The 16,583-nt window shown below is 45.0% G+C and carries 22 protein-coding genes and 1 pseudogene; 9 read left to right on the top strand and 14 right to left on the bottom strand.

All coding sequences use genetic code 11. From position 1 onward, the window contains the following. Nucleotides 1-95: 95 nt before the first annotated feature. The 3 genes from SB847_RS05815 to SB847_RS05825 all read right to left on the bottom strand — a co-directional run bounded on the left by SB847_RS05815 (nt 96) and on the right by SB847_RS05825 (nt 2,400). On the bottom strand, nt 96-1,229 hold the full coding sequence (locus tag SB847_RS05815) for a conserved virulence factor C family protein (protein ID WP_410561727.1): 1,134 nt from the start codon (nt 1,227-1,229) through the stop codon (nt 96-98). A gap of 68 nt (nt 1,230-1,297) precedes the next feature. Beyond that, complete coding sequence (locus SB847_RS05820; RefSeq protein ID WP_410561725.1) at nt 1,298-1,906, bottom strand: HD domain-containing protein; 609 nt, start codon at nt 1,904-1,906, stop codon at nt 1,298-1,300. A gap of 11 nt (nt 1,907-1,917) precedes the next feature. After that, a complete protein-coding gene (locus tag SB847_RS05825) occupies nt 1,918-2,400 on the bottom strand; it encodes a glutathione peroxidase (protein ID WP_007409521.1) in 483 nt (160 codons plus the stop codon). Nucleotides 2,401-2,683: 283 nt separating this feature from the next. Here SB847_RS05825 and metA point away from each other — a divergent pair, with 283 nt between their 5' ends. From metA to cspD, 4 genes and pseudogenes are all read left to right on the top strand, one after another. Next, a complete protein-coding gene (gene metA / locus SB847_RS05830; protein ID WP_003153608.1) occupies nt 2,684-3,589 on the top strand; it encodes a homoserine O-acetyltransferase MetA in 906 nt (301 codons plus the stop codon). 224 nt (nt 3,590-3,813) lie between these two features. Next, nucleotides 3,814-4,956, top strand: coding sequence for a diglucosyl diacylglycerol synthase (locus tag SB847_RS05835; protein WP_032873307.1), 1,143 nt, complete (start codon nt 3,814-3,816; stop codon nt 4,954-4,956). A 94-nt stretch (nt 4,957-5,050) separates the two neighbouring features. Next, nucleotides 5,051-5,162: pseudogene (locus SB847_RS05840) on the top strand (hypothetical protein); the annotation flags it as partial. Between the two features lie 15 nt (nt 5,163-5,177). Then, the gene (gene cspD, locus SB847_RS05845; protein ID WP_003230776.1) at nt 5,178-5,378 is read left to right on the top strand and encodes a cold-shock protein CspD; all 201 of its coding nucleotides are present in this window, start codon (nt 5,178-5,180) and stop codon (nt 5,376-5,378) included. A 53-nt stretch (nt 5,379-5,431) separates the two neighbouring features. On the opposite strand, the gene SB847_RS05850 is transcribed toward cspD, so the two are convergent. Further along, a complete protein-coding gene (locus tag SB847_RS05850) occupies nt 5,432-5,614 on the bottom strand; it encodes a hypothetical protein (protein ID WP_003153585.1) in 183 nt (60 codons plus the stop codon). Nucleotides 5,615-5,774: 160 nt separating this feature from the next. Between SB847_RS05850 and SB847_RS05855 the strand changes: the two genes are divergently transcribed. Further along, nucleotides 5,775-6,032 (top strand): DUF2564 family protein, encoded by a 258-nt coding sequence (locus tag SB847_RS05855; protein WP_007409519.1) that lies wholly within the window; start codon nt 5,775-5,777, stop codon nt 6,030-6,032. 29 nt (nt 6,033-6,061) lie between these two features. Here the strand turns inward: SB847_RS05855 and SB847_RS05860 are convergent, their stop codons facing one another. Continuing rightward, nucleotides 6,062-6,244, bottom strand: a complete 183-nt coding sequence (locus tag SB847_RS05860) for a zinc-finger domain-containing protein (RefSeq protein ID WP_003153581.1) — start codon at nt 6,242-6,244, stop codon at nt 6,062-6,064. Nucleotides 6,245-6,246: 2 nt separating this feature from the next. Continuing rightward, nucleotides 6,247-6,918, bottom strand: coding sequence for a ribonuclease H family protein (locus SB847_RS05865; protein WP_014418166.1), 672 nt, complete (start codon nt 6,916-6,918; stop codon nt 6,247-6,249). A gap of 81 nt (nt 6,919-6,999) precedes the next feature. On the opposite strand from SB847_RS05865, the gene SB847_RS05870 reads away from it, so the two are divergent. From SB847_RS05870 to sspL, 3 genes are read left to right on the top strand one after another with little or no spacing between them, the layout of a single operon-like run. Beyond that, entirely contained in the window at nt 7,000-7,680 is a 681-nt protein-coding gene (locus tag SB847_RS05870) for a queuosine precursor transporter (RefSeq protein WP_410561718.1), read from the top strand. A 6-nt stretch (nt 7,681-7,686) separates the two neighbouring features. Then, nucleotides 7,687-8,079, top strand: a complete 393-nt coding sequence (locus SB847_RS05875) for a reverse transcriptase-like protein (protein WP_174737814.1) — start codon at nt 7,687-7,689, stop codon at nt 8,077-8,079. Nucleotides 8,080-8,130: 51 nt separating this feature from the next. Beyond that, nucleotides 8,131-8,259, top strand: coding sequence for a small, acid-soluble spore protein L (gene sspL, locus SB847_RS05880; RefSeq protein WP_003153575.1), 129 nt, complete (start codon nt 8,131-8,133; stop codon nt 8,257-8,259). Nucleotides 8,260-8,264: 5 nt separating this feature from the next. On the opposite strand, the gene SB847_RS05885 is transcribed toward sspL, so the two are convergent. From SB847_RS05885 to SB847_RS05915, 7 genes are all read right to left on the bottom strand, one after another. Further along, entirely contained in the window at nt 8,265-9,152 is an 888-nt protein-coding gene (locus tag SB847_RS05885) for a 5'-3' exonuclease (RefSeq protein ID WP_410577452.1), read from the bottom strand. A 94-nt stretch (nt 9,153-9,246) separates the two neighbouring features. Next, complete coding sequence (locus tag SB847_RS05890) at nt 9,247-9,390, bottom strand: hypothetical protein (protein WP_003153570.1); 144 nt, start codon at nt 9,388-9,390, stop codon at nt 9,247-9,249. A gap of 76 nt (nt 9,391-9,466) precedes the next feature. Continuing rightward, the gene (locus SB847_RS05895; protein WP_012117818.1) at nt 9,467-9,724 is read right to left on the bottom strand and encodes a YpbS family protein; all 258 of its coding nucleotides are present in this window, start codon (nt 9,722-9,724) and stop codon (nt 9,467-9,469) included. Between the two features lie 68 nt (nt 9,725-9,792). After that, a complete protein-coding gene (gene dynA, locus SB847_RS05900) occupies nt 9,793-13,371 on the bottom strand; it encodes a dynamin GTPase (protein WP_410561710.1) in 3,579 nt (1,192 codons plus the stop codon). Between the two features lie 183 nt (nt 13,372-13,554). After that, the gene (gene fbpC, locus SB847_RS05905) at nt 13,555-13,650 is read right to left on the bottom strand and encodes a Fur-regulated basic protein FbpC (protein ID WP_025284905.1); all 96 of its coding nucleotides are present in this window, start codon (nt 13,648-13,650) and stop codon (nt 13,555-13,557) included. Nucleotides 13,651-13,722: 72 nt separating this feature from the next. Continuing rightward, on the bottom strand, nt 13,723-14,229 hold the full coding sequence (locus SB847_RS05910) for an isoprenylcysteine carboxyl methyltransferase family protein (protein WP_265971488.1): 507 nt from the start codon (nt 14,227-14,229) through the stop codon (nt 13,723-13,725). Further along, nucleotides 14,229-15,329 (bottom strand): type III polyketide synthase, encoded by a 1,101-nt coding sequence (locus tag SB847_RS05915; RefSeq protein WP_265971487.1) that lies wholly within the window; start codon nt 15,327-15,329, stop codon nt 14,229-14,231. Before SB847_RS05915 ends, SB847_RS05910 begins: the two co-directional genes overlap by 1 nt. A gap of 164 nt (nt 15,330-15,493) precedes the next feature. Here SB847_RS05915 and SB847_RS05920 point away from each other — a divergent pair, with 164 nt between their 5' ends. Beyond that, the gene (locus tag SB847_RS05920) at nt 15,494-16,102 is read left to right on the top strand and encodes a GNAT family N-acetyltransferase (RefSeq protein ID WP_265971486.1); all 609 of its coding nucleotides are present in this window, start codon (nt 15,494-15,496) and stop codon (nt 16,100-16,102) included. A gap of 28 nt (nt 16,103-16,130) precedes the next feature. Here SB847_RS05920 and SB847_RS05925 read toward each other — a convergent pair whose 3' ends face one another. Continuing rightward, complete coding sequence (locus SB847_RS05925) at nt 16,131-16,439, bottom strand: MGMT family protein (RefSeq protein ID WP_007612133.1); 309 nt, start codon at nt 16,437-16,439, stop codon at nt 16,131-16,133. Nucleotides 16,440-16,583: the final 144 nt, after the last annotated feature.

Below are 16,583 nucleotides of genomic sequence, written 5' to 3' on the forward strand. Positions count from 1 at the left end.
ACTATATAGAGTTTTGAATCATTTTTCAACAATATTCTAAATAATTTTTATAAAAAGTGAATTCAAATAAAAAAGGTGCATGGCGCACCTTTTTGTTATAACTGTTCTTTTTTTCTGCTTTCAGTCATCTGTTTCCAAACTGAACCTTTCGCCTCTTCTCCGTGCTCAATCCGTTCAATCGCCATTTTGACTTGCAGGCTGACTTCGAATTCCGGATCGTCTTCCGCCGCTTTTAATGCTTCCAGCGCACTTTCATCGCCGACTTCATATAAAAACATGGCCGCGCGCCAGCGCACAAGCTTACTTGAGTCACTGAGCGATTTCATCATGGCCGGGATGGCGCTCGCATCGCCGAGATCCGACAGACAGTCACCCGCCGTCCTTCTGACCGTCACCGTTTTGTCTTCAAGCGCTTTGTATAACAGCGGAAGCACAGACGGTTTTTCGATCATTCCCAAATAAACGACGGCTTGTCTTCTGATCGAAGTCTTCGGATCATGCAGCGCCTTTTCCAATACTGGTAAATCGTCTTCATCCGGATCCATTTGCTCAAGATGGGCATAGCGCTGTTTCCAGTCTTCATCATCAAGCATCTCCAATGTCACTTTATAAGCTTTCCGTTGCACTGCCGGTTTGGCCTCACCCTTTTGCTGTGCGGCTGCTTCTGTCAGACGTTTGAGCCGCTCATCACTGTAGGCGGCCTGAAGCTCTTCTGTGACATCGTGTCCGATTTCGGTAAAATCCCCGAAGCGCACGCCTTGTTCTTTCCAGGCCCGCTCAAATACGACATTTGAAGCTTCGGAACGCAGCTTTAAAATGGCTTCTTGGAAACGTTCCGGAAGGCCGAAGCGTTCTTCACGTTCGCCGTCCGTCAATTTGACCTGCATCGGGATTCCGCTGAACATTTGTACGAAAACCTTCACTTCACCGAACGATTCCTGTTCAGAACGGCTCTCAGACTGCTCCGCATGTTCCATTCCGAAGGCGGAACGGACCTGAGGCAGAATTTCCTTCCAGTCAAAACGGGCGTTTCTCTCCACAGCCAGGAAATCGGCAACGTGATAAACGCCCTTTACTCCTTCAATGTTTAAAATATCACGTACGACAGCCGGAGCATCATCTGCCTGATCGGGCTTGTAATTGTTGCTTTTCCCTGCCGGAAGCTCTTCAGTCAAAATCACTTTCATCGTGTTCGGACTCGGCGTCGGTTCTATTGATTTAATTTTCATATTGGTCCTCCTATGCGCAATCTGACACTTATTCTAACATAGTCGGCACAAGCGTTCTATTGCGCCGCTTAGCTTTTGCAAATGCCGGCCTCTTTTTGGATACGGGCGGCGAACTGCAAAAGAAATTGATGCCGCTCCTCTGCTAAACCGGCCCCCGCTTTTGTATTCATTAAGCCTTTAAGCTTGATTAATTTATCCTCTATATGGGCCAGCACACTTGTTTGAGTTCCGTACATCGGGTGACCCTTCGCGCCGGCAAACATAAAAGCCCTGCCGATGCCCGCTGCGCCGATCGCATCAAGCATGTCTGCATCCTGAACAACTTTCCCCTCCAATGAAAGCGGCCGCTTTTTCAGCAGTTCCCTGTGTCTGAATGACATTCTCGTGATAATATCCGCGATCTCCTGAATGGGGCCATCCGCGATGTTGAAAGCAGCCAGCCGTTCTGTCACTTCGCCTGCCGTCAGCCTTTCGCTTTTTTCGAGCTTGGCGTCAATCAGATCATGAACCAGCGCGGCCGTCTCAGTGATAAATAAATCGGCGCCTTCTTCTTTTGCCATATAAACAGAAAGTGTTGCGACCCGGGAAATATGAAGCCAGTCATGGCCCGTCCGTTCATTGATAAGCTTTTCTCTGACCCAATTCCTGACGCTTTCCAGCTGCTCTTTTTCGTTCACCGTATCACCTCTTATCGGGCCAAAAGCCTCTGCACCGTATCTTCAAGCTCTTTTGGGTTGACGTTCGGTGAAAAACGCCCGGTGACTTCACCGTTTCGGTCCACGATAAACTTAGTGAAATTCCATTTGACCGCTTTTGTGCCGAGCATCCCCTTCGCCTGTTCCGTCAGATATGTGAAGAGAGGATGAGCGTCTGCTCCATTGACATCAACTTTCGCAAACATCGGGAATGTGACTCCGTAGTTTTTCACACAGAACTCTTGAATTTCAGCTTCGTTTCCAGGTTCTTGGTTCATGAATTGGTTGCAGGGAAATCCCAATATTTCAAGACCTTCCTCCCGATATGTATCATAGAGCTCCTGAAGCTGCTTGAGCTGGGATGTGAACCCGCATTTGCTTGCTGTATTCACAATGATCATCACCTTACCTCTGTAAGCCGATAGCGTCATGTCTTCGCCTGTTATGGTCCGTACGTTTATATCGTAAATTGTCATCTGCGGCCCTCCTATTTACATTCTTCATTTATTTTACCTGTTTTACACTGCAAAACAAACGGAAACCGCTTTTTCCTTCCACTTAACGGAAAACGTTTTTTTCGAGGAACCAAACGGCTCTTTACCCGTCATAATAAAGAGCCGCTCCGAATTTATGCCCATTTGCCGCTTTTATCCTTGTCATTATGCGTTAAATGCGGTTTATTACGCCGGGATGGATTGAAAAATGGCTTAAAAATTTCTATAATGAAGAAAATTAACGGGGAATAACGGAGGTGGCATGTTGCCTATTAATATACCAAATCACCTGCCCGCTAAGCAGGTGCTTGAAAGTGAACACATCTTTGTAATGGATGAAAGCCGGGCTTTTCATCAGGATATCCGGCCGCAGAAGATCGTGATTTTAAATCTGATGCCGAAAAAAATCCAAACGGAAACCCAGCTCCTCAGGATGCTTGGGAATTCACCTTTACAAGTTCACTTTACGTTCTTAATTCCGAGCACACATACTCCAAAAAATACGGCAAGGCAGCATCTGGATGAATTTTATACGGATTTTTCCAGCATCCGCCACAAACGGTTTGACGGAATGATTATTACCGGAGCTCCGATTGAGCACCTGCCGTTTGAAGATGTTTCTTACTGGGAAGAATTGAAGGAAATCATGGAATGGAGCAAAACGAATGTCACTTCAACCCTCCATATCTGCTGGGGCGCTCAAGCCGGTTTATACTATCATTACGGCATTGAGAAAGTGGAGCTGCCGAAAAAAATCTTCGGTGTGTTTGAGCATACCGTTCTTAAAAAACATGAGAGATTGGTAAGAGGATTTGACGAGCTATACTATGTGCCCCACTCACGGCATACAGATATTAATACGGAGCAGCTGCAATCGGCTTCGGATCTGGATGTGCTCAGCGTTTCAGAGGAAGCGGGGGTCTGTTTAATCGTTTCAAAAGACGAAAAACAGATTTTCTTAACGGGTCATCCGGAATATGATACCGATACGCTACTTCAGGAGTATGAGAGAGACATAGAGAGAAATCTTTCAAACGTAGAAGCTCCTAAGCACTATTTTGCACCCGGCGGGAAAGAACCTGTTAACCGCTGGAAAGCTCATGCAACGTTATTGTTTATGAATTGGCTGAATTATTACGTATATCAGGAAACCCCGTATGAATGGGATTAATTTTTGTTTTGAGTGATACGGTGACAAAAATATGATAAAATACTCTTGATTCAGTATGCGTATAACAAAACTTTAAAATAATGGAACATATCAATTAAATTTAGTTTAAATATGTTGCCGCGCTTATTATAAAATGATGCACTTGTGTTATGTTTATCTATAGACAATAACTCCTTACGATGCATGAAGCTTGCTTGTTGTTGATTACATTGAGGTGAATTTACTTGAATACCAATAAAAAAGTATTAATTTTGACTGCAAATTACGGAAACGGGCATGTTCAAGTGGCCAAAACGCTCTACGAACAGTGTCTGCGTCTCGGCTTAGATGTGACGGTTTCCAATTTGTATCAAGAGTCAAATCCGATTGTTTCAGAGGTTACTCAATACCTTTATTTAAAAAGCTTCTCAATCGGGAAACAGTTTTATCGTTTGTTTTATTACGGAGTTGACAAAATCTATAATAAACGCAAATTCAATATTTATTTTAAAATGGGAAATAAACGTTTAGGCCAGCTCGTCGAAGAGCATAAGCCGGACATTATTATCAATACATTTCCGATGATTGTCGTACCGGAATACAGACGGAGAACCGGAAAAGTGATCCCGACGTTCAACGTTATGACCGATTTCTGCCTTCACAAAATCTGGGTTCATGAAAATGTTGATAAATATTATGTCGCCACAGATTACGTGAAGGAAAAACTGATTGAAATCGGCACTCACCCGAACAACGTAAAGATCACGGGCATTCCCATCAGGCCTCAATTCGAGGAATCGATGCCGAAAGAGCCGATTTATAAAAAATACAATCTCTCTCCCGACAAAAAAGTTCTTCTTATTATGGCGGGAGCGCATGGTGTGCTGAAAAACGTAAAAGAACTGTGCGAAAATCTCGTTCATGACGATCAGGTGCAGGTTGTGGTGGTATGCGGCAAAAACAGCTCGCTGAAAGAATCCCTCAGCAGCTTGGAAGGTGACAATGCCGACCGGCTGAAAGTCCTGGGCTATGTAGAAAGAATTGACGAGCTGTTCCGTATTACGGACTGTATGATCACGAAACCGGGCGGCATCACACTGACGGAAGCGACGGCGATCGGAGTACCCGTTATTTTGTACAAACCGGTTCCCGGACAGGAAAAAGAAAATGCCATTTTCTTTGAAGATCGCGGTGCGGCTGTCGTGGTCAACCGCCACGAAGAAATTTTAGAGTCTGTCACCTCCCTTCTCGCGGATGAGGAGAAGCTGAACCGGATGAAGGACAATATTAAAAGCCTTCACCTCCCTAACTCCTCTGAAGTCATTTTGCAGGACATTATAAAAGAATCTGAACTGATGGCCGAAAAGGCGGATATGGCATTATCGTAAGAGAAAAGCACACGGACGATTCGTGTGCTTTTTGTTTTTTTCCGGATAAGCTTTGGCACTGGAAAAATAAAGATGAAAAATAGAGAGCGGCCGCTTGACGCCCGCTCCCATATGGTGTATAGTTGAACCATCATTTAACAACGTAAACATACGTACGGTTGAATGATGACAAAATTTTTTTTAGCACGAAGGTGCTACAGTACTAGGAGGAATTAAGCAATATGCAAAACGGTAAAGTAAAATGGTTCAATAACGAAAAAGGATTCGGCTTCATCGAAGTTGAAGGCGGAGACGACGTATTTGTTCACTTCACTGCTATCGAAGGAGACGGATACAAATCATTAGAAGAAGGACAAGAAGTTTCTTTTGAAATTGTCGAAGGTAATCGTGGACCTCAAGCTTCTAATGTTGTAAAACTCTAAACTCAATACATGTTGATCAGATGACACAAATAGAGGAGAGGCGTATGCCTCTCCTATTTGATTGCCGTCTGAATCTCAATTGCGACAAGATTCTGCTTGCAGCGCTGCTCGATTTCTTCAATTTGTTTCTCCATTGACGGCATTCCTTTTTTCGCCATTTCCGCTAAACTTCCCAAATCACCGTATATTTCTTTAAATGTCTGCTGAAGGATTGTTTTTAAATCATTATCATTCACGGCTGGTTTTTCCCTTCTCTCCCAAGATACCCTGAATAATAGTAATTAAGCCCTAATTAATCAGGTTCAATAGTTATATCGGCTCATTTTATATATTTTTTCTATTTTCCGTACATATTTCTAAAAAAAATCTCCAAACTATTTGCGGAGGTGTTTTTTAATGGACTCTGAATTTTTTCCAAACGGACTGACGGATAAACGCCAGCTTGAATTAGCGGTAGAAACGGCCCAGAAAACAACGGGAGCGGCTACCCGGGGCCAAAATTCAACTTTGGTGGAATCTGCTTACCAGGCGATTCAGGATGCCAGAACGATGTCACAATCCAGTGAACTGCAAGCTCTCGACCAGGATTTTCTGCAAAAGCAGCGAATGCTTCTCGACGATTGCCAGCATCAGCTCGATGAATTCGAAAAATAAAACCGCAGAGACTACTGCGGTTTTATTTTTTATTGATTTGTCAGCACCTTGCCGTAGGCTTTCAGCTTCTCCCCCACCGTACATTGGTTGATGCAGAAAGAATGAGCGTGCGTTTTTCCAAACTCTTTGCGAAAATGCTTTTTTACGAAACAGTCTTTGCAATATTCATCCTGAAGCTCAGTCAATTCTTTATAAATGCTTTTTTTATCCAATATCAGTCATCTCCGTTACCTTCTAATGTTATGCGGCTTTCAATCTGCCGGTCCGAGAGAATTTTTCTGGCAAGGTCATCCGCTTCTTGATTTTCCTTTCGGTTTACGGCTTCATATGTCGGTGTCAGCTTTAAGGATTCGAGCAGCGCTTCAATTTTATCCAGCCATTCGTTTTGCGTTTCATCATAACACGGCCAGCTGCCGTCAAGCTGATGCAAAACGACGAGGGAATCCCCTCTTATCGTGATTGAATTTCTGCTTGCGCCAAGTTCCTGCACTTCCTTAAGGGCTTCGTACAAAGCGGCATATTCCGCCTCATTGTTCGTCTGAAGCGTTAAGCTTTTGTTTTTCCGTATGCGGTGCCGCTTGCCGCCGAGAGAATAATACACGACAATTCCGAGTCCGGCGCGTCCGCTTGTTTTGTCAAAGCCGCCGTCGAAATACACTGTAATGTCGTCAGGTTCGTGCGCAAGCTCTTCAGTAAGCTTTTCTAATTCTTTAAGCGTCCAGCTCGCGCCTTTTTCATCCTCAAAATAAATGTCTTTTATATAAGGAAAGCGGCTGACTTCTCTTGCAAGCATGCGCGCTTTCGGAACGGTCAGCCAATCTTCGGAAAAAAACGCGACAGGGCCTGTTCCTTTTGCTTCTATTTCGATATACGGCTTAAGATTCATTGAAATCACCTTACCATTCATTAGTTGACGGGCGTGTGCTATAATCAAACCATTCTCAAATTGAAAGGAAGTCAGCAGGTTTTGTTTAACGATGTGTTATGGATCTTATTTGCGGTCATTCATTTTATCATTGTTCTTCTGTTTTATAAAGGATTTGGCAAAACGGGCCTATTCGTATGGATCGGTTTCGCCACGGTGTGCGCCAACTTGCAGGTTGTCAAAACAGTCGAGATGTTCGGGCTTACGGCGACACTGGGAAATATCATGTACGGCACCGTTTTCTTCGCAACGGATGTGCTGAATGAAAAATACGGTCCCAGGGAAGCGCGCAAAGCCGTCTGGCTCGGGTTTTCCACTCTGCTCGCTTTGACATGCGCCATGCAGGGGGCTCTTTTATATAAACCGGCTGCGTCAGATATCGCACAGCCTGCCCTTGAGACGATTTTCGGTTTTCTGCCGCGTGTTGCGCTCGGAAGCCTCTTGGCTTTTATTTTCAGCCAAACGATAGATGTTTATGTATATTCAGCCATTCGGAGAATCTTTCCTTCAGACAGGCTTCTCTGGCTCAGAAACAGCGGAAGCACGGCGCTCAGCCAGCTGCTGGATACATTTATCTTCACTGCCGTGGCCTTTATCGGCGTTTATTCCGCGGGCGTATGGTTCAGCATCTTCATTTCAACTTACCTGATTAAATTTGCGGTATCACTCATTTCTGTCCCTTATGCGTATGCGGCAAAACGAATGACACCGAATGGAGAGTGACGGATGATGCCCGCTGAAATTTATGTAGACGGTGCAAGCGCCGGAAACCCGGGCCCGTCCGGTATCGGTATTTTTATTAAACATGACGGGAAAACAGAATCTTTCTCAATTCCGATCGGCGACCATTCAAATCAGGAAGCTGAATTTCTCGCTTTAATTGAAGGAATGAAGCTGTGTGCCGCCCGCGGATTTGAGTCCGTGTCATTCCGGACGGATTCGGATATCGTGGAGCGGGCCGCAGATCTTGAAGCGGTTAAAAACAAGGCTTTCCAGCCGTTTGTTGACGAAATCACCCGCTTAAAGGCCGGGTTTCCATTGTTTTTCATTAAGTGGATTCCCGGCAGACAAAACCAAACAGCCGATCAGCTCGCAAAAAAAGCGATTCGGCTGAATAAATAACCGGAATGAAATTGCGTCTCTCTGTTCATCCTACAAATGAGGTGAACAGCTATGAGAAAAGAAAATAAAGGCAGGCTGACCGGGGGCGTGAATCCTCAGGGAAATATGGAAGGAAATGCGCATAAAGACCCGAAATCAGCCCTTGAAAACAACGCAAAAAAAAGCAATACAAAACGCTAGAGGGATCAGCTGATCTCTCTGGCGTTCAGCTTTTCGAGCATCCTTTCAATTCCTTTTATCTGATGACGTCTGAGCATGAATGCCGCCTCTTCCATCTTCAATGAAAAAAGCGCTTCTTCAAGCGTACAGACTAACGGCACCTCGCAATGTATTTCAGCAAGCTGCCTTGACAGCTCCAATTCTTTCAAGCTTTGCTGAATTTTCGTTTGCTGGCCCTTCGGCAAGAGAGCAAGGCTTTCAAATAAGCGGTCTATGTTTTGATATTCACGGATCAGCTTGTACGCCGTTTTTTCCCCGATCCCTTTAACGCCGGGATAGTTATCGCTCGTGTCTCCCATCAGCGCCTTAATGTCAATCAGCGCTTTTGGCGGAACTCCCGTTTCTTCTCTGAATATCTCATCTGTATATACCTTATAATTGCCGATACCCTTTTGCAGCAGTGCTACTTGAACTTGATGATTCAGCAATTGAAGCAGATCTTTATCACCCGTTACAATCGTAATTTCCGCTTCCCCGGAAAATAGAGCAGAAAGCGTACCAATACAGTCATCCGCCTCATAGCCTTTTATGCCGATGTTTAAAAAACCGAGCTCTCGCGCTGCTTCTTTCGCTAGATCAAATTGCGGAATCAGCTCTAGCGGCGGTTCGCTTCTGTTGGCTTTATAATCTTGAAACAAATCATTACGGTACGTTTTGCTTCCCATATCCCAGCAGCAGACGACATGTGTGGGCTGAAACGTATCAACCGCTGTAATAAGATGCTTTAAAAAACCGTTGACTCCGTTTGTGGGAATTCCGTTTTCATTTATCATAAAATTGCGATGAACGGCCGTCGCGAAAAATGAGCGGAACAAAAGCGCCATACCGTCAACGAGCAGTAATTTATTATTCATATATCGATACTCCTTTTTATTCAATGTTCCTATTTTACCAAAGAAGGCGGTAAAAAAACAGCATCCCCCCATTTGGAAGATGCTGCCGTCACGTTTACTCACCGTGTCTTTTATTGCTTGCCATCAGCTTTTCAGCTTCACGGCCGGCATAAGAATCAAATTTCTGTCCGAAGCCGTTTTTCTTTTTGGCATTGTTATTCTGCTGAGCATTTCTGTTTCCCAGTTTTGTTCTGCCCATGGTCATATCCCCCTTTAGAGAAGATACGGATAGTATGTACAGCAAGCGCTGATGACACACGCGGCAGGTTCATCCATTACTGTCTGCTGACGAATTCTTTCACCATCTCTTCACTTACGAATCGTCTTTGCGGCACGATGCCCTTTTTCGCCAGCTGGTTCATTTTTGCGGTGATGCCATTGATGGCATCTGTCGTGAACGGTTTATTCTGTCTGCATTTTACAATGGCTTCTTCAATGGCCTGTTCACGCTCATAATCAAGCTGTACAAATGTTTTGACATGCTGATGCTGTTTTGCGGAATGTGCTGAAATTGCTTTATGGACTTCTGACATAAAAGGTTTCATCTCGCTTTTTTTCATTTTAGTCTACCACGACTGTTATCTGCCCGCCAACCGGATTTTTAAATTTTCAGCATTTCATCTTTCTTTTTCCATGCTTTTTCGGCTTCGTAAAGGTGTTCAATTTCCCTTGCACTCGTATTTTCCGCAAGACCTTGTAAATAAGTGTCCCGCTGCTCGCGGATCTGGGACAGGCTTTTATCCGCCATGTCTTCTTGCAGACGGCGCACCTGCTCAGTATATCGCTCTGAAAGGCTTTCTTTCTCCTGTTCAAGCCACTTTTCTGTCACTTTTTGCAGGCTGAGCCTGAGCCCTTCTACAAACGCTGCTTTTCCGTTCTGTCCAAAAAACTGCTTCGGTGATTTAACTTCCTTTACGTGATGTGAGAATGCCGAGACGTCAATGACCGGAGCGACCTCTTTCAGCTGAACGGCAAATTCGTTTTCACCGCTGACATAAATGGAGAAATCTCCGTCTTCCATAAGCTTCTTCTGACAGTTTTCCATCCATTCCTCAGCCATATGGCGCTCAATAAAACCGGTCATCCGGATATCGAGCGTTTTCAGCTCTTGAATATATTCAAAACGGAATTCCTTGAGCGCTTCATTCAGCGCCGCTGATATATTTTGTTTCCAATCACCGTTTTGAAGGCCCGGATGGAAGGCGGTTTTCAACATATCATTCGCATAAAACGTCAGGCGATGTTTAATGTGATAGAGCTGTTCTTCCGTATCTTTCATCACTTTTCGAATGATGACCTCAGACGTACGGCGCTTTGAAATGTCAGCGAGAGCTTTTTCATAGGAAGACTCCATACGCTGTTTCTTTTTCTCTTTTTCTTCTGCCGACTGGTGAAGAGATTCGTGAAGCTGTTCCACCATAACGCACAATTTGTCCGCCTCTGTTTTCAGCTGGGCGCAGCTGGCCCTCATTACATCTTCCTCAATAAAGTGCTCAAGCCCGGTTCTTACATCAGAGAATCTGTTATAAAAAGCTGCTTTTTTACCCGCAAGCTCTTCTTTACTTGAGACATGATATAATTTCGGCCGGTTAATTCCCTCTTTTGAGAGTTCTGAGCGGACATAGTCTTTGACGGTTTCCAGCTCGCTTTCGGTTTTGGCCAGATCGGCGGCGTTAATGACAAAAAACATTTTATCCATGCCGAATGATTCTTTGACGAGGCCGAGTTTCTTCAGAAAAGACCTGTCTCCTTTTGAAAAAGAATGCTGATAGTACGTCATATAAAAGAACGCGTCAGCATCTTTTATATATTGAAAGGCAAGTTCCGTATGGCGCTTGTTTATACTGCTTGCTCCCGGCGTATCAACAATGGTGATGCCTTTTTGCGTGAGAGGCGAATCATAATACACGGTGACTTCTTTTACGCAGCAGGCCGTTTTTTCTTCGGCTGCGTACGGTTTTAAATCTTCAACCGGCACCGTCAGTGTCAGCCTTTGACGGATCTGTTCTTCGTACGTATCAAACGCCTGCAGCATCGTTTGAATCACCGGGATAAGTTCATCCGGAACTTTTCCCTTTTTAATGGCATAATTCCATCTCTCTTTCAGTGAACGCCCTTTTACTTCAGCATCTTTCAGCTCAGTCAGCTGAAGCATTTCAGCGTCCAGCTCCTCCTCCGTTTTAAAAACGATCTCCGCAGATTTATGCGGTTTGCCGTCTTGCGGTTTCGTTATTTTGTTGATCGTAGCCGTTGTGGGCGTCGGTGATGACGGAAGCACGTATTCACCGACAAGCGCATTTGCAAATGATGATTTACCGGAACTGAATCCGCCGAATAACGCCAAGGTAAACTGGCGGTTTTCAAGCCGCTCAATCCTGCTTCGAAAGGCTTCTGCCTGTTTTCCTAATATGCTCGAGGATTCAAGAATCCCGGCAAGCTCATAGAACCGATCAGTCTGCTCTTTTATAGGAAGTTCCTTCATCGCATTTTTTTCGGACTTGCTTACTTTATGCTGTACAGCCTCTTTTGGTTTCTTTTGGACGGGCGCTTTTGCAAGGCGTTTTTTTCGCGTATACCAGTCGCCGCTTCCCGTATCACAGGTCAATTCTTCTTCCCACAAAGCGCGGACTCGGGCTGCTTTTTCCAAGGCATTGCGTTCTTCTTTTGCCGATTGCGCGAGCTCATCCCTTATTTTCTTTTCTTTTTCGAGCCGGTTTTTCAAGTTCTCAATGAGCGGTCCGTTTTTTGTCTGAACATAAGCGGTCAGCTCTTCAATGAGTTCCGCTGTCTGTCTTTTGGCTTCCCTTCTGATCATTTCAGCGAGGTCTTTCGTATAAGTTAATACGTATTCAGATGAAAAAGCCGCTCCCTGCTTAAGGGCCTGAGCGGTGATATCGTCAGAAAGCGGTGTGCGGTACGCCTGGATTTTCTTGATCAGTTCGTCCGAATCCGCTTCATACCGCTTGGCCGCTTTCGTAAATGTGTCGATAATATGCCAATCCGCTTCCCCTTCCGTTCTTTTTTTAATATCGGCAAAAAATTCAGCACGCCTTCTTTCTTTTTCCGAAGCCGTTTTCGCTTTTGAAAAGAATAATCCGGTTTTAAATGAGGGCTGCTGTGATTCAATATAAGCAGATGCAAGCTCCCTCATCTCAAAGGGTGTCAGATTAGCGTTTTGCAATATGTTCTGCACGTCTTTTCTGATGTCTTTCTCTGCTGTTTCAGCCTGTTGAACGGCTTTTTTAAGCTCATCTTCAACAGAACGGACAAGTGCTTCTTGTTTGTCAAACTGCTCTCCGCTGCCGTTTTTATCATCTTTTACGAGCATCTCTGTATGCTCTTTGACTAAGTGTGCAACTTTTCTCTCCGTTAAGGACCATAAATTTGTTTTTGCCTGCTGTTTCAGCTTCTGCAGATGTTTTTTCAGCTGTTCCAAGCCGTTTAAAGGATGGTCAGGCTCAGTGACAGACGTAAAGAAAAGCGATTCTTTCGGTATTCCCGCGCCTTCAAGCATATCTTCCACCTGCCTGCGGTACTCTTCAAACTTCGTTTCAGTTTCATCATGTCTGTCAATTTGGTTGACGATCAGAAACAAATTCGGAATACGGTCTTTGATGGAGCTGAGAAACAGCATATTTTCTTCTGAATGAACGTGATTATAATGAACGACGTAAAATAAAGCGTCAGCCTGATGGAGAACCGAAGCCGCAGATAAAAAATGCGCTTCGTCCGTCGAATCAATTCCCGGTGTGTCGATGTAGGCCGCATAAGGCTCTGACTCCTTAAAGCCGGCATAGACTTCCACCGTCTCAATTTGCTCACCATCTTTACAGAATTGCTGCACTTGTTCTTTATCGTAACTTCCTTTAATTTCTGCATAAGCCCCGTCCGTCGTATGAAGCACGACTTTATCTTCACCGTGCCGGATGACAACGAGGTTGGCGCTTGTAGGAATCGGGCTTGTCGGCAGTATGTCTTCACCGAGCAATGTGTTTAATAAAGAGGACTTTCCGGCCGAATAATGCCCGGTAAACGCGATATAAACCTCTTCATCAGCCGCTTTTTTCATAATGGCCGCGAGCTGATCGGCCCGTTTTTTATCCTGATGATCCAAAAATTGTGCGTATAAGGCACCCGTTCTGCTGAAAATCTCCCTGTTATGGCGTTCTTCTTCTGTCATGTGTCTTTACCCCTTTGTGTCTGTCGCATCAAATGACGTTTTTCATTTTTAGAAAGCTCTGAAAAAAACCTCTCCCCCATTTTACACAAGAATGGCTCACTTTTCTTCAGGAAACGCAAAAAAGCCGCCGATATCGGCAGCTGATAAAGAAAAAACACCCGCGGCAGGAAAAACCGCAGATGTTTAAGAAGACATCGATTTATTCGAAACTTTTTTCAATACGAAACCAATTAAAACACTGTATGTACAAACGGCTGCAAATAAAAATAACATTGTCATTTTCGGCACCACCTTGAATGAGAATCATTTTCATATTTACATCTTATCATGAGTGAGAATGATTTTCAATCTCTATTTTGCGGTGTTTTCTTCTAGCGCTTTCTCTTCGGCACGAATCCTCACAGTGAGCATGCAGGCATTGAGAATCGAAAAGAGAAACAGTGTCCAATACGCTCCGTATACCAGCGGCAGAAAAATAAATTCTAAGATGACGACCGCGTAGTTCGGGTGCTTCATCCACTTGTACGGCCCCTTTCTGACAAGCTCCGCATCAGGCACGACAAGGATTTTCGTATTCCAATACCGCCCTAATGATAATAGCGCCCAATACCTGATCCCCTGTACAAATAAAATAATACATATAATGGCGGCCCACCTTGGAGAAGGCGTTTTTTGAAACGCCGCCACCTCAGCTGTAAGAGAGACAAAAAAGAGCACGTGCATCAGGACGAGAAAGGGATAATGTCCTTCTCCGTATTCGACTGCGCCTTGCTTTTTCACCTTTTGCTCATTGCGCCGGGCCACAATCATCTCCGCAATCCGCTGGGCCGCAAGCAGCATGATAAACAGCCAAAACATTAAGAAGCCCCCTTTTCCCAGCTGAACAGCAAAAGCTCAGACGAAAATCCCGGCCCGAGAGCGCCGATCAGTCCTTTTTCGTTTTCTTTCTGCCGTCCGTGGAGCAACTGTTCTTTTATCACATGAAAAATAGTTGCGGAAGACATGTTCCCGTGTTTTTGCAGCACCTTCCGAGATGCCGCAAGCTGCCCGGTGCCCATTGAAAGACTCGTTAAATAGGCGTCAATGACCTTTTTCCCGCCGGGATGGGCAAGAAAGGTTTTAATGTCGTGAGGACTGACGCCATATTCAAATAAAAATTCATCAACATTGTCCTTCAGCCACTGTGAAACCAGGGTGGGAATGTCTCTTGAAAAAATGACTTGAAAACCGCTGTCGGTGAATTCCCAGCCCATCACATCTTCCGCATCCGGCATCATCACCGATTGAGTGGCGAATATCCGCGGAAGAAGCGGCTGTTTGACGTCGTTTCGGTTCGCCTTTTCTCCTCCGATTAGTACTGCGGCAATTCCGTCCGCAAACAGGGAAGTTCCGATTAAGTTGCTTTTTGACTTGTCGTTCGGCTGAAACGTTAAACTGCAGAGTTCAGCCGCGATGACAAGCACGTATGCTTCAGGATACGCGCGGCAGTATTCGTACGCCCTGGACAGGCCGGCCGCTCCGCCCGCGCATCCTAAGCCCCAGATCGGTATCCGTTTTGTTTTCGCAGAAAACGGAAGCTGATTCATCACTTTCGCTTCAATGCTGGGTGTCGAAAGCCCGGTGCTGGAAATAAAAAAGATCGCATCCACTTTTTCATATGGAAAGGGATTTGTTAAACAATCCGGGTTTGTTAAACAATCAAGTGCCGCATGCGCGCTATGCTTTACGGTTTCTTCCGTATACAGCCGGTTTTTTTCTGAAAAACCCCGTGCCGTTTTATACCATTCAATCGGCCGGACAAACTGCCTTGATTCAATTTCGCCGTTTTGAAAGGCTTTTAACAGCCGGTCAATATCCTTAAATGAATCGGCAAACATCCCTCTCGCAAAATCTGCCGCCGTTTCTTGCGAGACATGATATTCCGGAATGCTGGTTCCGACCGATAACACATATGCCATGCCCATCACCTCTTCACATAAAGGTTTCCGCTTTTTCCTGAATGTATGCATAAGTGTGAATCGAGGATTTCACTGACATGCCATTTTAATAGGAAATTGGCTCTTTTGAATGATAAACCGTTCGACTATACTTGATCCATTCATAAAAAAAGGTTGTGATAAGAATGCTGAAGCCCGTCCTTCTTAAAGGGTCACTCGTTCAGTTAGAGCCGATGACGATTGATCACACTCAGGCACTTTGTGAAGCTGCTTCAGAAAATAGGACGACTTACGCTTACACCCATGTTCCTGACGGAATCGAAGAAACAAAGCGTTATATTGAGCGCGCGCTTTCCGATTATGAAAAAGGACTTGCATTGCCATTTGCAGTACGGAGTCTTGAAACAGACCGAATCGTCGGAAGCACGCGGTTTATGGAGGCGGAAGTGTTTACGCGGCCGACAGACGCAGCTCCGGAAGTGTGTGAGATCGGCAGCACATGGTATGCCTCTGCCGTGCAGCGGACCGGTGTCAATACGGAATGTAAACTTCTGATGCTGACTCATGCGTTTGACGTGTGGCAAACTGTCAGAGTGACGCTGAAAACCGACGTTCGCAACCAGCGCTCACGGACTGCGATTTTGCGGATCGGAGCCCAATTTGAAGGAATCCGCCGCGCACACATTCCGGCTGTCGACGGCGGCCTCAGAGATACCGCCTACTACTCCATCCTTCGGGAGGAATGGCCTTATATCCGGCAAAACCTTTCTGGCCGGCTCGCAGCATATAACTGAAAAACCTGCCGATATACGGCAGGTTTTTTTACATATTCGGATCATGGACGTATAAATTGAGATCGATCCGTCCGTCTGACGTGACCGCTACCCCCTCAGCTTCAAGAGACAGCTTCTGTACAGAAAACATCTCTTCGTCTCTCAATCCGATTTCGCCCTTTGCATTGATGACCCTGTGCCAAGGAAGACGATGCTTTTTACTCATGGAGTGAAGAATCCTCACAACCTGCCTCGCTCCCCGCGGACTTCCCGCAAGATCGGCAATTTGACCATACGTCATCACTTTTCCTTCAGGAATCTGTTTGATAATGGCTACCGCCCGTTCCGTAAATGTCATGCAACTCCTCATTTCGCAAAAGCAGATGATTTTCGAGAAAATCAGCCACTTCCTGATCTTATTTTTATAGATGATAATTGCTTCATCATCATACTTATTACATCTCTGCGTTTAAATAGATTATCTGTTTGTTCACAAAAAATT

The organism is Bacillus sp. SIMBA_026 (assembly GCF_046535335.1).
GTDB lineage: Bacteria > Bacillota > Bacilli > Bacillales > Bacillaceae > Bacillus > Bacillus velezensis.

Coding starts and splice junctions, on each gene's coding strand:
- SB847_RS05815 (WP_410561727.1), bottom strand. CDS start 1,229: ATGAAAATTAAATCAATAGAACCGACGCCGAGTCCGAACACGATGAAA.
- SB847_RS05825 (WP_007409521.1), bottom strand. CDS start 2,400: ATGACAATTTACGATATAAACGTACGGACCATAACAGGCGAAGACATG.
- cspD (WP_003230776.1), top strand. CDS start 5,178: ATGCAAAACGGTAAAGTAAAATGGTTCAATAACGAAAAAGGATTCGGC.
- SB847_RS05855 (WP_007409519.1), top strand. CDS start 5,775: ATGGACTCTGAATTTTTTCCAAACGGACTGACGGATAAACGCCAGCTT.
- SB847_RS05865 (WP_014418166.1), bottom strand. CDS start 6,918: ATGAATCTTAAGCCGTATATCGAAATAGAAGCAAAAGGAACAGGCCCT.
- SB847_RS05875 (WP_174737814.1), top strand. CDS start 7,687: ATGCCCGCTGAAATTTATGTAGACGGTGCAAGCGCCGGAAACCCGGGC.
- sspL (WP_003153575.1), top strand. CDS start 8,131: ATGAGAAAAGAAAATAAAGGCAGGCTGACCGGGGGCGTGAATCCTCAG.
- SB847_RS05885 (WP_410577452.1), bottom strand. CDS start 9,152: ATGAATAATAAATTACTGCTCGTTGACGGTATGGCGCTTTTGTTCCGC.
- SB847_RS05890 (WP_003153570.1), bottom strand. CDS start 9,390: ATGGGCAGAACAAAACTGGGAAACAGAAATGCTCAGCAGAATAACAAT.
- SB847_RS05895 (WP_012117818.1), bottom strand. CDS start 9,724: ATGTCAGAAGTCCATAAAGCAATTTCAGCACATTCCGCAAAACAGCAT.
- dynA (WP_410561710.1), bottom strand. CDS start 13,371: ATGACAGAAGAAGAACGCCATAACAGGGAGATTTTCAGCAGAACGGGT.
- fbpC (WP_025284905.1), bottom strand. CDS start 13,650: ATGACAATGTTATTTTTATTTGCAGCCGTTTGTACATACAGTGTTTTA.
- SB847_RS05910 (WP_265971488.1), bottom strand. CDS start 14,229: ATGTTTTGGCTGTTTATCATGCTGCTTGCGGCCCAGCGGATTGCGGAG.
- SB847_RS05915 (WP_265971487.1), bottom strand. CDS start 15,329: ATGGCATATGTGTTATCGGTCGGAACCAGCATTCCGGAATATCATGTC.
- SB847_RS05920 (WP_265971486.1), top strand. CDS start 15,494: ATGCTGAAGCCCGTCCTTCTTAAAGGGTCACTCGTTCAGTTAGAGCCG.
- SB847_RS05925 (WP_007612133.1), bottom strand. CDS start 16,439: ATGACATTTACGGAACGGGCGGTAGCCATTATCAAACAGATTCCTGAA.